This window comes from Pandoraea norimbergensis, assembly GCF_001465545.3.
In the GTDB taxonomy this organism is placed as follows: domain Bacteria; phylum Pseudomonadota; class Gammaproteobacteria; order Burkholderiales; family Burkholderiaceae; genus Pandoraea; species Pandoraea norimbergensis.
The window spans coordinates 2,329,163-2,343,890 of sequence record NZ_CP013480.3; the positions used below are offsets into that span (position 1 = coordinate 2,329,163).

The 14,728-nt window shown below is 64.2% G+C and carries 14 protein-coding genes; 11 read left to right on the plus strand and 3 right to left on the minus strand.

The genetic code is table 11. From position 1 onward, the window contains the following. Positions 1 to 86: 86 nt before the first annotated feature. The 9 genes from AT302_RS10275 to AT302_RS10315 all read left to right on the plus strand — a co-directional run bounded on the left by AT302_RS10275 (position 87) and on the right by AT302_RS10315 (position 10,537). The gene (locus tag AT302_RS10275) at positions 87 to 1,718 is read left to right on the plus strand and encodes a 3-(methylthio)propionyl-CoA ligase (protein ID WP_058378358.1); all 1,632 of its coding nucleotides are present in this window, start codon (positions 87 to 89) and stop codon (positions 1,716 to 1,718) included. Between the two features lie 320 nt (positions 1,719 to 2,038). Then, entirely contained in the window at positions 2,039 to 2,926 is an 888-nt protein-coding gene (locus AT302_RS10280; protein ID WP_237172179.1) for a branched-chain amino acid ABC transporter permease, read from the plus strand. After that, a complete protein-coding gene (locus AT302_RS10285; protein WP_237172111.1) occupies positions 2,923 to 4,368 on the plus strand; it encodes a branched-chain amino acid ABC transporter permease in 1,446 nt (481 codons plus the stop codon). The genes AT302_RS10280 and AT302_RS10285 overlap by 4 nt, the downstream gene beginning before the upstream one ends. Further along, complete coding sequence (locus AT302_RS10290) at positions 4,365 to 5,222, plus strand: ABC transporter ATP-binding protein (RefSeq protein WP_084656146.1); 858 nt, start codon at positions 4,365 to 4,367, stop codon at positions 5,220 to 5,222. Before AT302_RS10285 ends, AT302_RS10290 begins: the two co-directional genes overlap by 4 nt. Beyond that, positions 5,215 to 5,979: an ABC transporter ATP-binding protein gene (locus tag AT302_RS10295; RefSeq protein ID WP_058378359.1), complete on the plus strand. Its 765-nt coding sequence runs from the start codon at positions 5,215 to 5,217 to the stop codon at positions 5,977 to 5,979. Before AT302_RS10290 ends, AT302_RS10295 begins: the two co-directional genes overlap by 8 nt. 94 nt (positions 5,980 to 6,073) lie before the next feature. After that, a complete protein-coding gene (locus tag AT302_RS10300) occupies positions 6,074 to 8,170 on the plus strand; it encodes a 3-hydroxyacyl-CoA dehydrogenase NAD-binding domain-containing protein (protein WP_058378360.1) in 2,097 nt (698 codons plus the stop codon). Between the two features lie 88 nt (positions 8,171 to 8,258). Next, on the plus strand, positions 8,259 to 8,864 hold the full coding sequence (gene pncA, locus AT302_RS10305) for a bifunctional nicotinamidase/pyrazinamidase (protein WP_058378361.1): 606 nt from the start codon (positions 8,259 to 8,261) through the stop codon (positions 8,862 to 8,864). A 222-nt stretch (positions 8,865 to 9,086) separates the two neighbouring features. Next, positions 9,087 to 9,527 (plus strand): PaaI family thioesterase, encoded by a 441-nt coding sequence (locus tag AT302_RS10310; RefSeq protein WP_058378362.1) that lies wholly within the window; start codon positions 9,087 to 9,089, stop codon positions 9,525 to 9,527. Between the two features lie 14 nt (positions 9,528 to 9,541). Then, positions 9,542 to 10,537: an NADP-dependent oxidoreductase gene (locus AT302_RS10315; protein ID WP_058378363.1), complete on the plus strand. Its 996-nt coding sequence runs from the start codon at positions 9,542 to 9,544 to the stop codon at positions 10,535 to 10,537. A 117-nt stretch (positions 10,538 to 10,654) separates the two neighbouring features. On the opposite strand, the gene AT302_RS10320 is transcribed toward AT302_RS10315, so the two are convergent. From AT302_RS10320 to ygfZ, 3 genes are read right to left on the minus strand one after another with little or no spacing between them, the layout of a single operon-like run. Then, positions 10,655 to 11,452: an NRDE family protein gene (locus AT302_RS10320; RefSeq protein WP_058378364.1), complete on the minus strand. Its 798-nt coding sequence runs from the start codon at positions 11,450 to 11,452 to the stop codon at positions 10,655 to 10,657. Further along, positions 11,443 to 11,748 (minus strand): DUF4936 family protein, encoded by a 306-nt coding sequence (locus AT302_RS10325; protein ID WP_058378365.1) that lies wholly within the window; start codon positions 11,746 to 11,748, stop codon positions 11,443 to 11,445. Before AT302_RS10325 ends, AT302_RS10320 begins: the two co-directional genes overlap by 10 nt. Further along, positions 11,749 to 12,861, minus strand: coding sequence for a CAF17-like 4Fe-4S cluster assembly/insertion protein YgfZ (ygfZ, locus tag AT302_RS10330; RefSeq protein WP_058378366.1), 1,113 nt, complete (start codon positions 12,859 to 12,861; stop codon positions 11,749 to 11,751). A 188-nt stretch (positions 12,862 to 13,049) separates the two neighbouring features. Between ygfZ and mltG the strand changes: the two genes are divergently transcribed. Further along, a complete protein-coding gene (mltG, locus tag AT302_RS10335) occupies positions 13,050 to 14,045 on the plus strand; it encodes an endolytic transglycosylase MltG (RefSeq protein WP_058378367.1) in 996 nt (331 codons plus the stop codon). Further along, positions 14,042 to 14,704, plus strand: a complete 663-nt coding sequence (gene tmk, locus AT302_RS10340) for a dTMP kinase (protein ID WP_058378368.1) — start codon at positions 14,042 to 14,044, stop codon at positions 14,702 to 14,704. The genes mltG and tmk overlap by 4 nt, the downstream gene beginning before the upstream one ends. Positions 14,705 to 14,728 lie beyond the last annotated feature (24 nt).

Genomic DNA, 14,728 nt, shown 5'->3' on the forward strand with positions numbered 1-14,728 from the left:
CTCACCGAACTTGTTCTCAGCTCACAGCCTTAGCCCAAACGTATCCCGATATTCCGGTAGTCCCGACTTTTCTGGAGATTCGACGCATGGCACCACCGCTCCTCGGCCAGATGATGGCCGCGCCGCTGCTGATTTCTTCGCTGCTGACTCACGCCGCGCGCCACCACGGCGACACCGAGATCGTCTCGCGTCGCGTGGAAGGCGACATCCATCGGTACACATGGCGTGACGCCGAGCGGCGCTCGCGACAGCTTGCCCTTGCCCTGCGCCGGCTCGGCGTGAGTGACGGCGAGCGCGTCGGCACCTTGGCATGGAACGGTTACCGCCATCTTGAGCTTTACTACGGCGTCTCGGGCATGGGCAGCGTGGTCCACACGATCAATCCGCGCCTGTTCCCCGAGCAGATTGCGTTCATCGTTAATCACGCCGAAGACCGCTACGTGGCGTTCGACATCAACTTCATGCCGTTGGTCGAGGCCATTGCGCCGCAATGCCCGGGCGTGCAGGGCTGGATCGCGATGACCGACCGCGCGCATCTGCCTGCATCGACCCTGCCGTTGCTGTGCTACGAAGACCTGCTGGCCGCCGAAGACGCCGACACGTACGTCTGGCCCGAAATGGACGAGAAGACGGCGTCCGGGCTGTGCTACACGTCGGGCACCACCGGCAACCCCAAGGGCGTGCTCTACAGTCACCGCTCGACGGTGTTGCATGCGTTCGGTGCGTCGTTACCCGACGCCATGGCGATGTCGGCGCGCGATGCCGTGCTGCCGGTCGTGCCGATGTTCCACGTCAACGCGTGGGGCATGCCGTACTCGAGCGCACTCGTCGGCGCGAAGCTCGTATTTCCCGGCAAGGACCTCGACGGCAAGTCGATCTATGAATTGTTCGAAGCCGAGGGCGTGACCTTCTCGGCGGGCGTGCCCACGGTGTGGCTGGGGCTGCTGACGTATGTGAAATCCATCGGTGCCCGGTTCTCGACGCTGGAGCGCACGGTAATCGGCGGCTCGGCGTGCCCGCCCGCGATGCTGACCACGTTCGAAAAGGACTATGGCGTGCGCGTCATCCACGCGTGGGGCATGAGCGAGATGTCGCCGCTCGGCACGCTGTGCCATCTGCGCAAGCACCATCGCGAGCTGCCGGCCGTAGCGCAGCAACACATTCTGGAGAAACAGGGGACGGCCATTTACGGTGTCGACCTGAAGATCGTCGGGCCCGAGGGCGAGGAACTGCCGTGGGATGGCAAGGCGTTCGGCGATCTGTATACGCGGGGGCCGTGGGTGCTTGACCGCTATTTCCGAGCCGACACGTCGCCGCTGGTGGATGGCTGGTTCCCGACGGGCGACGTGGCCACCATCGATCCCGAGGGCTACGTCCAGATCACCGACCGCAGCAAGGACGTGATCAAGTCGGGCGGGGAGTGGATCAGCTCGATCGACGTCGAGAACATCGCGATGGCACATCCCGAGATTCACGAGGCGGCATGTATTGCCGTGCGCCACCCGAAGTGGGAGGAGCGCCCGCTGCTGGTGGTGGTGCGCAAGCCAGGGTCGTCGCTCACGCGCGAGGACGTGCTGGCCTTCTACGAAGGGCGCGTCGTGAAGTGGTGGATTCCGGACGATGTCGTGTTTGTCGACGAGATTCCCCACACGGCCACCGGCAAGATGCTCAAGCTCAAGTTGCGCGAGCGATTCCGGGACTATCAGGCGGCGCCGTAGGGTGCCCGCAGGCGCCATGACCTCGCCCCTCTCGGAAAACTCCGAAGCGGGGTACAGGTGGCGCCTCAAAAGCAAGTCACGACGCCAATTTCCGGCAGGTCGGCCGCCAATCCAGCGGCCTGCGCCCCCTATAATGTCAGCCAGATTTTCGTTCGACGCGGCCCTGTTTGCCGCGTCTTTTGTTCGTATTTCGTTTGTCTTTCGTTTGTCTTTCGTTTGCATCGAAGCAAGACATTGACCAAGGAGTCGCAGTGCATTTCCTGAGCGCCACGGCGGGCCTCGTCCTCGTGAACGGCGTGAGCTACGGCTTGCTGTTGTTCATGCTGTCGAGCGGGCTCACGTTGATCTTCAGCATGCTCGGCGTGCTGAACTTCGCGCACGCCAGTTTCTACATGCTCGGGGCTTACTTCGCCTACGCACTGTCGTCTGCGTTGGGTTTCTGGCCGGCGCTGGTGCTGGCACCGGTCATCGTCGGCGTTTTCGGGGCCGGGTTCGAGCGAGGCGTCTTGCGACGATTGCGCACGCGCGGGGCGCTGGCCGAGTTGCTGGCAACCTTCGGTCTGGCGTACCTCGTCGTGGAACTAGTGCAACTCGTCTGGGGACGCGGGCCCGTTGACTACGCGGTGCCGGCGGCGTTCGAGGGCGTGTTGATCACGGTGCTGGGCGTCGCCGTACCGGCCTATCGCCTGTTTCTGATGGCGCTAGCTTGCGCGGTGGCGGTGTTGGTCTGGGTGGCGTTTCGGGCCACGCGTGCCGGGCTCGTATTGCAGGCGGCGCTGGCACAACCGGCCATGACGCAGGCGCTCGGTTACGACGTGCCTGCGCTTTACACCGGCGTATTCGCTTGTGGGGCCGCCTTGGCGGCGCTGGCGGGCGCAGCAGGCGGCAATGTGCTGGTGACGGAGCCGGGCATGGCCGCAACGGTTGGCAGTGTTGTGTTCGTCGTGGTGGTGGTCGGCGGGCTCGGTTCATTAAGCGGCGCGTTTGTGGCGTCGCTGCTGATCGGTATCTTGCAGACGTGGGCGGTCACGAGCGACGCGAGTCTCGCGCCATGGTGGCCATCGGCCGCACAGGGCGCGATCTTCGACGCGCTGTCGCCGGTTGCTCGTCTGACGCTCGCGCAACTGGCCCCGGCCGTACCGTACCTGCTGATGGTGGCGGTGCTGCTGTGGCGTCCGCGCGGTCTGCTCGGTGTGCGGGGGGGATGATGCGCGACGCCGCAGATAACCCGTCCGGCCGCCCGGTGGACAACGGCTCACCCGATTCGGTGAATGCACCGATGGCGACTGAATTCAAGGCGCCGAGGGCAGCAAGGTCGACGATGCCGCCGGTGCCACCAATGTTGCCGACGTCGCATGTGTCGCATGGGTCGGCCGGGCAGAGCATTGCGATCTGGGCAGGCTTCGCGTTGCTTCTTGTGGTCTTGCCGTGGTGCTTTCCGTCGGATGCGGCATTGACGTTGATGACGCAGATGGGCACCGCTGCCATTCTGGCGTTGTCATTCAACTTGTTGCTGGGATCGACCGGGCTGCTGAGCTTTTGCCACGCGACCTATGCGGGTATCGGCGCATATGCCGGTGTCTGGTGCATGAATCGTATCGGCGCGGGGGCGTTGCCTATTTCGATGTTCATCGTGCCGCTGGCCGGGGCGGCGGCAGGCGCGATGGCGGGTGCGACGCTTGGCTTTGTCACCACGCGCCGTGCAGGCATGACGTTCGCGATGATCACGCTGGGCGTTGCCGAGCTGGTCTGGGTTGTGGCTGCGATGCTGCCCGAGTGGTTCGGCGGCGAACGCGGCATTGCCACCGACCGCACATTGGGTGCGCCGTGGCTGAGGCTGACGTTCGGCTCGCAACGCGAGGTCTACGGACTCGTCGCCGTGTGGCTCTTCATCTGTGCGGCGTTGATGTACGGCGTCACTCGTACCCCCTTGGGCTTTCTCGCGCGTGCCGTGCGCGACAACGCGGGGCGAGTCGCGTTTCTGGGGCAATCCCCCGCAGCGGTTCGCTACCGGATGCAGATTATTGCCGCTGCGTTTGCGGGCGTGGCAGGGTCACTGGGTGCGCTCAATTTCGAACTGGCCAGCGCAGACACTTTCAGTCTCGAACGTTCCGGTGTCGTGCTGGTATTCACGGTACTGGGTGGCACGGCCTACTTTGCGGGGCCGATGGTTGGTGCGGTGATCGGCGTATTCGCGACCGTCGTGCTAGCGACGATGACGCGGGCGTGGCAGCTTTATCTGGGGCTGGGATTTCTCGCTGTCGTGGTCTTTGCGCCGGGCGGCGTGGCTGGGTTGGTGGCCGGACACATGCAGGTACTTCAAACGTTTCGTCAGAGCACGGTACGACGTCTATGGCGTCCGTATCTGGCCGTATGCGCGGGGTTAGCCATGGTTGTCGGCGGGTTGATCGCCGTGGTCGAAATGACCTATGGCATTCGTCTCGCCGTCGCCAGTGCGGTTGACCCCGGGCAATCGTGGTGGGCTGGCGGGGGCGCGTCGAGTGGTTGGGCGCGATGGGGCGTTGCGATGCTGAGCTTGATGCTGGGCGCTGCGTGGCTGTATCGCGCATGGCCTCGCCTGATTGACGCCGTTCGTCATGTCGCGGGCCATGTGGGGCGGTTAGCCCGCGGTGCCGGAGATCGGCCATGAGACGCACACAAGTGAGTGCCGGAAGCGCGGGGATTGCGGGGGGCGCAGGGGGCGCGAACCCGGGAGCGCGGCCAATCCTCAGCGTTCGCGGCGTCCGTAAATCATTTGGCCGCACGCAGGTGCTCGACGAAGTCGATCTCACGCTGGCCCCGGGCGAGCGGCTGGCCATCATCGGCCCGAACGGTGCAGGCAAGAGCACACTCTTCGATGTGATCTCAGGGCGGACGTCGCCGGACAACGGCCGCATTTTGTTGGGCGCGCGCGATGTCACCGGCCGTCCGCCTCACATCATCAGCCGGCTTGGCTTGTCGCGAAGTTTTCAGACATCCCAACTGTTTTTGGACACGAGCGTCGTCGACCACTTGCGTTGTGCTGCGCTGTGGCCGAGCGGGCACCGCTATACGTTCTGGCGAAGCATGCGCGGGTTGCGCGATGTCACGGCAATTAGCGAGGACTGGCTGGTCCGGCTAGGGCTGGATACGCGCCGCGACGATCCCGCAGGTGCCTTGAGCTATGCCGAGCAACGGGTTCTCGAAATCGGCTTGTGCGCCGCTGCCGCAGGGCAGGTGATGCTGCTCGACGAACCGACGGCAGGGATGAGTCAGTCAGAATCGGCGCGGGTGGTGGCCCTCATTGCAGAACTCAGTCGCGGACGTTCGCTCTTGATGATCGAGCACGACATGCAGGTCGTGTTTTCGCTGGCTGACCGAATCGCGGTGCTGGCGCGCGGCAAGATCATCGCGTGCGATGTGCCGGCACGTATTCGTGAGCACCCGGACGTGCGGACGGCGTATCTCGGCGAGTATGCGGACGCCCTCGGCGCGTCGCCGGCCGAAGGGAGGCACGATGCTTGAGGTGATCGACCTGACGGCCGGGTATGGCGGCGCTCGCGTGCTCAATGGGGTGACGATGCACGTTGCCCCGGGGGAGATCGTCGCGGTGCTGGGACGCAACGGGGCGGGACGCTCGACGCTCGCTCGCGCCATCATGGGGCAGCTTCCACGGCAGGGCGACATCCGCTGGCAAGGCCAGTCGCTCGCGTCGTTGGCGCCGCACCAGATCGCCCGGCTCGGCATCGGCTACGTGCCCGAGACACGCGATGTGTTCGGGCCGCTGACGGTGGCGCAGAATTTGCTGCTTGGCCAGCGAGGGACGCAGGCAGGACGTGTCAATGCGCGTGCCAATGGCCGTGAAACTGGGCATGGCCATGTCCAAGCTCCTGTGCGGACAAACCGTGCGTTGACATTGGATGAGGCCTTCGAGCGCTTTGAGGAACTGGCACCACGCCGGCATGCACCATCGGCATCGCTCTCCGGCGGCGAGCAACAACTGCTGTCGCTGTGCCGGGCGTTGATGGCCGGTCCCGATTTGCTGATCGTGGATGAGCCGACCGAAGGACTGGCACCGCGTGTGGTGGCGCGAATCGGCCGTATCCTGACCGAACTGCGTGCTTCGGGTGTGGCCGTCCTGCTGATCGAGCAAAAGCTGTCGCTCGCGCTCAGCTGCGCACAACGGGTGGCGGTGATGGGGCGCGGTGCACTGGTGTTCGAGGGGACACCCGATGAACTGGCACGAGCCCACGAAATTCGTGCCGAATGGCTTGAAGTCTAGCTGCGCTAGAATCGAACGATCGTTTCGCCGCACTGCGCTGGGTCACGCGCTGGCGGTACCCCCAACGACACCAACAATAAGGAAAGAGACAACGATGAGCACGGCATATGAAGTCCGTGACGGCGTAGCCGTCATCACGCTGGAGAATCCCCCGGTCAACGGGCTGGGACACGCAACGCGTGCCGGCATCGCCGAAGGGCTGGCCAATGCACAGGCCGACGCGCAAGTGCGTGCCATCGTGCTGATCGGCGGCGGCAAAGCATTCTCCGGCGGTGCCGATATTCGTGAATTCAATACGCCGAAAGCGACCCAAAGTCCGCTGCTCGTCGATGTGATCAATGCGCTGGACGCTTGTGCGAAACCGGTGGTCGCCGCCGTGCATGCCGTGGCCATGGGCGGCGGACTGGAACTCGCGCTCGCGTGCCACTACCGCGTGGCGCTGCCCGGCGCGCAAATCGCGCTGCCCGAGGTCAAGCTGGGGCTGCTGCCCGGCGCGGGTGGTACGCAGCGCCTGCCGCGCGCGATTGGCGTGACGCGTGCGCTCGATATGGTGGTCACGGGCAAAGTCGTCAAGTCGGAAGCGCTCGTCGGCTCGCTGTTTGCCAAGTTGTTCGAAGGCACGCACGACGATCTTCTGGCGGGTGCGATTGCCTTCGCGAACGATGTGGCAGCACGCGGCGAAGCATTGCCGCGCCTGCGCGACGTTGAGATCGACGACGCTGACGGCTCGACACAAACAGCTATCGACGCCGCACGCGAGAAGGTGCTGCGCGAGCAACCGCATTTCCCCGCGCCCCAGAAATGTGTGGCAGCCGTTGAAGCCGCGCTCGCGCGCCCGTTCGACGAAGGCGTGAAGTTTGAGCGTGAATGCTTCGTTTCACTGGTGACGTCGCCGGAGTCGAAAGCCCTGCGTCACGCCTTTCTAGGTGAACGTGCGGCGGCCAAGATCGCCGACGTGCCCGACGACACGCCCGTGCGCACCATCGATCGTGTGGCGGTGATCGGTGCGGGCACGATGGGCAGCGGTATCGCGATGACGTTTGCGAATGCGGGCATCCCCGTGACGCTTGTCGATACGACTGACAGCGCACTCGCGCGCGGTTTCGATGCGATGCGAGGTAACTACGCACGCGCGGTAACGCGTGGTCGGATGGCGGCTGACGAGGCGCAGAAACGGCTCGCACGCATTCACGGCAGCGCCGACTTCAACGCAGTGGCCGACGCCGATCTGATCGTTGAAGCGGTGTATGAAGACATGTCGATCAAGCAGGTGGTGTTCCGCGAGCTCGACAAGGTGGCAAAGCCGGGGGCAATTCTCGCATCCAACACCTCCACGCTGGATCTGGACGCGCTGGCGGCCACCACCGGGCGTGCGCAAGACGTCATCGGCATGCATTTCTTCAGTCCCGCCAATATCATGCGGCTGCTCGAAGTCGTGCGAGGTGCTCACACGGGCAAGGACGTGCTGGCGACAGTCATGAAGCTGGCCAAGCGCATCGGCAAGCTTGCCGTCGTGGCGCGCGTTTGCGATGGGTTTATCGGCAACCGCATGCTTGAGCCGTATTTCAAGCAATCGCAGTGGATGGTGGAGCAGGGGGCGTCTCCCGCGCAGATCGATGCCGCCATCGAGCGCTTCGGGTTCGCAATGGGCCCGTTCCGCACCAGCGATCTGGCGGGCAATGACGTGAGCTGGGCCATTCGCAAGCGTCGTCATGCCGAGCAGCCGGGGCTGGTCTATCCGAAAATTGCCGACGTACTTTGCGAAGCGGGCCGATACGGTCAGAAGACGCACGCGGGCTGGTACAACTACGCCGATAGTGACCGCACGCCGCGTGAGTCAGCCGAAGTCGGACAGATGATTGACGACTATCGTCGCGAGCACGGCATCGTGCCGCACTCGTTCACCGATGACGAAATCGTCGAACGGCTCGTTTATGCGCTGGTCAACGAAGGCGCCAAGGTGCTGGCCGATGGCACGGCGGCGCGCGCGTCCGATATCGATATGGTGTACCTGAACGGTTACGGATTCCCGTTGTGGCGGGGCGGGCCGATGCTCTACGCCGATACCGTGGGGTTGGATAAGGTGCTGGCGCGTGTGCGCGAGTTCGAAGCCGGTGTGCACGGCGAAGACTGGACGCCAGCGGCGCGCCTTGTCGAACTGGCCGAGAGCGGCAAGCGATTTAACGGATGAGTGGATACGCAGGTCACCGGGTAGCCGGATAAGTGGATAGGCAGGCAGCGGGGGAGCCCGGTAACCGGTGAGCCAGCAGGAGAATGCAATGAAACCGATGGACGAAGTCTTGCTCGTGATCGACGTGCAGTACGATTTCATGCCGGGTGGTGCGCTGGCGGTGCCGCACGGCGACGAGGTCGTGCCCGCGATCAACGCACTGGCGGGGGGCTTCTCGCACGTCGTGCTTACGCAGGACTGGCATCCGTCGGGGCACGTCTCGTTTGCGGAGAATCACCCCGGCAGCCAGCCGTTCGAGACAATCGCGCTGCCCTACGGCGACCAAGTCCTGTGGCCGGTGCATTGCGTGCAGGACACGCGTGGTGCTGCGTTGCACGACGGTCTGCACATTCCGCAGGCGCAGGCGATCGTGCGCAAGGGCTATCACGTGGGTGTGGACAGCTATTCCGCTTTTCTGGAAGCGGATCGCAAGACACCGACGGGACTCGCCGGTTATTTGCGTGACAAGGGCGTCCGGCGAGTGCACTGTGTCGGCCTCGCGACGGACTTCTGTGTGGCATGGAGTGCGCTCGATGCCAAGGCCGCTGGCTTCGATGTCTGTTTGATCGAGCATGCCTGTCGCGCCATCGACCTGAATGGTTCGCTTGCGAAGGCATGGGCGGCACTGGCCGAAGCAGGCGTGAGGCGCGAATGAGCGCGTGGCGTGCTCGTTGCTCGGCGTCACCACTCGTATGCCGGAAAAACGTCACATGGGCACAGGATGTGCACTAACTTCAACGAATCACCCATTCCGGACGCAATGACACTGACTTGCGTTCCTAGCTGACGAAATGACGATGGACACGTTTTACCGAACACTTGATCGACTTACGGTGCGCCGATGTGGCGCCCTCGGAACGAGCCGGGAGTGCACACGATGAGCACACTATCGATTCGCTCCGGGTTTATCGATCACCTTGGCATCGAACTTCTGCGCGCCGAGGGTGGCGAGTCGGAACTTCGACTCAAGCTCGCTCCCCAGCATCTGAACAGTTGGGAAGTGATGCACGGCGGCGTGACGATGGCGCTTCTCGACGTGGCGTTGAGCACGGCGAGCCGCAGCACTGCGCCGGAAGGCAGCGGTGTAGTCACCATCGAAATGAAGACGAGTTTCATGCAGCCGGGTTCTGGCGAGATGAGCGCTTTCGGGCGCGTGCTGCATCGCTCGACCACGATGGCGTATTGCGAAGGCGAAGTGCGCGACGCCAACGGCAAGCTCGTGGCGAAGGCCATGGGCACATTCAAGTATCTGCGTCGTCTGGCGGTGGGCCGCGAGGTTCGCCAGCAGCGACGTCCCGACGATCCGCAGGGCGACTAACCGGAGCGTATGTCATGACGATCAACCGCCAGATTTTGCTGGTCTCGCGTCCCAAGGGCGAGGCCACGCTGGACAATTTCCACCTTGCCGCGCCGGAACTGCCCGAACTTGGTGACGGGCAAGTGCTGGTGCGCAATTTCTATCTGTCACTCGACCCCTACATGCGTGGCCGCATGAACGACACCAAGTCGTACGCGCCGCCGCAACCGCTCGACGCCGTCATGGTCGGTGCGACGGTAGGTGAGGTGATCGAGTCGCGCCATCCCGACTGGCAGCCGGGCGACGCCGTCACCGCGATGTTCGGCTGGCAGGAGTACGGTATTTCCGACGGCAGCAATCTGCGTCGCGTTGATGCCGTGCGCGTGCCGATGAGCGTATATCTGGGGGCCGCCGGCATGCCGGGCGTCACCGCGTGGTACGGCTTGAACAAGATCATCGCGCCCAAGGCGGGGCAGACTGTGGCCGTGAGCGCGGCCTCCGGTGCCGTGGGCAGTGTGGTGGGCCAACTGGCCAAGCGCATGGGTTGCCGCGTGGTGGGCATTGCAGGGGGGCCGCAGAAGTGTGCCTATGTCACCGAAACGCTGGGCTTCGATGCGTGCGTCGACTACAAGGCGGGCAATCTCTACGAGGCGCTGCGTGCGGCCGCACCCGACGGTATCGACGGCTACTTCGAGAACGTGGGTGGCGCGGTGTTCGATGCCGTGCTGGGCAACATCAACGCCCATTCGCGCATCGCGCTGTGCGGCATGATCGCCGGCTATGACGGCCAGCCGGCGCCGCTGAAATACCCGGCGTTGCTGCTGACGAACCGCGTGAAGCTCGAAGGCTTCATCGTGACCGAGCATCTGGATATCTGGCCGCAGGCGCTGACTGAGTTGACCGACGCCATCGCCGCAGGCGAGTTGCACTACCGCGAGACGATGACGCAGGGGCTTGAGAGTGCACCCGCTGCATTTCTCGGTTTGCTCAAGGGCGAGAACTTCGGGAAGCAGATCGTGCGGTTGGTCTGACGTTGTACGGATTGGCACGCCGCGCGAGAAGGTGCGCGCGGTTTGCCGCCAACCTGATAATTCGGCAACCTTGCGGGCAGCCACCGGCAGCTACCGGCCGCCACGGGCCAGCACCGGTTACGCGCGTTTGATCTCGAAGCGATAGCGCTGAATGTCGAGCAATTCGCTGGCAGGTTGCCCGGGCGATACCGTCGATTCGGTGAACTCGACGGTACCGTTGCGGTGATAGCGAAGCAGCGTCGTGCAGCGAGTGCCGTAGGCGGGCGAAGCGATAAAGGCCGCCGAGAGGGTCTTCTCCCACGCATGGGGCACGCCGGTCTCCGGCAGCGCATCGTCGGGCGCTTCCGTGTTATCGCGCATCAAATGCAGCAGCGTAGCGTCGTCAGCGTGGCTAGCGATGGCGGCGGACAACGCATCGCGCCGGCTCACGAGCTTTGGCCAGGGCGTATCGAGCAACGCATTCGACAAGCCATGAACGCCGGGTTCGATTGGGTGAGCCACTGGTACGCCCGGGTTCTCTCGATTGCCTAGCCAGAACAACTTCCCGCCCGGTAAATCGCCAGCAACCAGATTGAAGCCCGCGTAATCGTGCGCGTGCGTTTCTACGCGCGCGAGATCGGCATCGAACGGCGTGGCGTCGAGCAAGGCGGACACGAGCAAGCCCCGTGATGGCGCGTCGTTGGGCGTCTTTGGCGCCCGTCCGTCACGAAAATTGGTGAGCGCCGCGAAACGGCCGACACGGTTAATGCCCATCCATGTGCCGCCGCCGCGTAGATCGCGTCCCGCAAGTATGTCGGGGCGATCGTGCCACCAGTGCATGGGCTCGGCCTCCCGCTCGAAAAATTCGTCGCGATTGGCGAGCAGCACGAGCGGCGTGTCGGCGTCAGGCTGCCACGAGAAAACGATCAGGCACATGGGGAGGGCACGTCCACGAAGCATTCGATATGACGCTCGCCCTCGACGAGCGTGGCCAACCCGCATTGCGTTGCCATCGCGGGCAGGGCGTCCATAAACGCGGGCGGTACGTCGTCATACCGCTCCATCCAAGTCGTTGCCCCAGTGAGCGCGTCGTTCGCGGACGTTTCTGCCCGCCATTGCAGGCGCGCAGACACGCCGAAGCGTGACGCGACCAATGCGAAGAGCCGCGTCACGGCCTGAGTGGCGGCTTCAGCGTTAGCAGGTGTGACGCGGTAATAGACGTAACAGTCCATTCAGGACGCTGCCGAAGCAGACGCGGCAGGCGTTTCAGTCGGATCGAAGATCTCGTACGGCATTGCCAGGAATTGCAGCGCAGGGCCCTCGGCCGTGCCGAGCCGAACGTCATCGGCTTCACGCGCGGCCAGTTTCAGTTCCACGAGAACGTCATAGCCACCGCCCGGTGCCGCGGCAGCTTGCACCACCATGCCGCACGGTTGATCGGGGTCGCTGACTTCGACCAATTCCTGCGCGGGAATGGGCACGGGGCCACCGTCGGCCACATGTGCGAGGTGCAGGCGGCGCTTGATGACGCCGCGATATTGACTGCGCGCGACCACTTCCTGACCGGGATAGCAGCCCTTGCGGAAGCTCACGCCGCCCACGACTTCCCAATTCACCATTTGGGGCACGAATTGTTCTTGCGTGGCGGTGACCACATCGGCCACGCCGCTATGCACATCGAGCCACGCGGTCAGCGCCGGGTCGACGACGACCAGTCCCGGGGCGGCCTGCAACGCCGCCCAGACCTGCGCAGCCTGCGCGACCGGCACGCTCCAGAGATAACGGGGCAGCGATCGGGCCGTGCCGGCATCGGGCAGACGGATCAGGCTCGTCGGCGCATCGCCAAGCGTGCCCTGCACGGCTGCTAGCGGCGCGGCGGGCAGCGTCGCGAACGTTTGCAAAAGGACGTTTTCGGCGGCGGGGCCGCCAACCTGAATCAGCACATGCGTTGCCGTGGCATCGGTCAGCTTGGCCTTCGCCCGCAGCACGAACATCGACAAGCGCTTCTGAACGGCCGCCTGAACATCGGCGGCACCGGCCAGATAGATCGTGGCGTCGGGGGTAGCGTCGCGCCACATCAGGAACGTGGCGAGCAACCGCCCTTTGGCCGAACAATAGCCTGTGAGCCGCGCCTGGGTGGGCTTGAGGTGTTCGACATCATTGGTCAGTTGCCCATGCAGGAAGCTCGCGGCGTCGGCGCCGGTCACGGCGATGAGGCCCGTGTCGTGCGCCAGCGCGGCGAAACTGCCCGATTGGAGTGCTGCAAACTGCGCCGCACGCGCATCGGGATCGGACGAAGATGCGGCTGCCGCTTGCGGCAGAAGTTCACGCCATTGGGAATTCATATACAGGAGTGCCTGTCTATCTTTGAGGGTTCGGCAAGTCAAAGTATTATATTGGGTCTTCCGCTTGGGCGTGCGAGCCCGGTTCGACGCGCAAAACGCGAAGCACGAACCGCCGTTATCCATACACGCCCGGGTTGACCGAGTCCCCCGAACCCGCTGCCGTCCGAGCGCGACTTATTCTGCAATACATGTCCTTCATCAAACGCTTGTTCGTGCTGTTGATTGTCGCCGCGTTGGCGGCGGGCGGTGCTTTCTATTACTGGGCGCAAGCCCCAATGCAGCTCGTCAAGCCCACGCTTGACGTGACGATCAAACCCTACAGTTCGGTGCGTAGCGTCGCGACCCAGCTCCGCACGGGCGGCGTGCCGGTGCATCCGCTGCTGTTCAATCTGCTCGCCCGCATCATGGACGTGGGCACCAAGCTCAAGTCCGGCAACTACGAGTTCGCCACGGGCGTCACGCCCATCGACGTGATGGAGAAGCTCGCACGAGGCGACGTCAATCAGTACGTGGTGACGATCATCGAAGGCTGGACCTTCAAGAAAATGCGTGCCGAGATCGACCTCAACCCGGCGCTGCGTCACGACACGGCCGGATTGCCCGACGCCGACATCATGCAGCTCGTGGGCGCCGATCGCGCCGAAGCCGAGGGCATGTTCTTCCCGGACACCTACCTCTTTCCGAAGGGCTCCAGCGACGTCGACATCTACAAGCGTGCTTATCGCCTGATGCAGAAGCGTCTGGATGAAGCCTGGGCCGCGCGCGCGCCGGGCTTGCCGTACAACACGCCGTACGAGGCACTGATCATGGCATCGCTGGTGGAGAAAGAGACAGGGCAGGCCGTGGAACGGGGGCAAGTCGCCGCCGTGTTCGTGAACCGCCTGAAGAAACGTATGCTGCTCCAGACTGACCCGACAGTGATCTACGGTATGGGCGACCTCTACACGGGGCGTATTCGCAAGCGCGACTTGCAGACCGATACGCCTTACAACACCTACACGCGCGCCGGGCTGCCGCCGACGCCGATTGCGCTGCCCGGCGTGGCATCGCTGGCGGCGGCGCTTAATCCCGCCCCGAGCGATGCGCTCTATTTCGTGGCGCGGGGCGATGGCACGAGCCATTTCTCGACCAATCTCCAGGAGCACAATCGCGCCGTGGACAAATACCAGCGAGGTGATCAATGACGCAACCTAACGCCGCACCGGCCACCGTGCCGGGCAAGTTCGTGACTTTCGAGGGCATCGACGGCGCTGGCAAGAGCACGCACGTGAATGCCTTTGTGGAGACGCTGCGTCAGGGGCTCGCCCGCGTTGGCCGTGACGTCGTGGCCACGCGTGAGCCGGGCGGCACGCCGCTGGGCGAAGCGTTGCGCAAACTCGTGCTCGATGAGCCGATGGATATCGAAACCGAAGCGCTGCTGATGTTTGCCGGACGCCGTGAGCATCTGGTCAAAGTCATCGAACCCGCGCTGACCCGTGGCGACTGGGTGGTCTCCGACCGCTTCACCGATGCGACGTTCGCCTATCAGGGCGGTGGCCGTGGCCTCTCGCTCGACAAGCTGTCGGTGCTTGAGCAGTGGGTGCAGGGCACCCGCCAGCCGGACCTCACGATTCTGTTCGATCTCGATCCGTCGATTGCGGCGGCCCGATTGGCCGGTGCCCGCGCGCCGGACAAGTTCGAGCGCGAGTCGGCTGCCTTTTTCACCCGAGTGCGTGAAGAGTACCTGCGTCGTGCGCAAGCGTCGGCGGGCCGCTTCGTTGTGATCGACGCGGCCCAGAGCATCGATGCCATCGCCGCAGAACTCGCTGGGGTCTTTGCGCGACTGGGCGTGCCCGGGCACTGACGGCGACAGTTGCTGAAGCGCCCC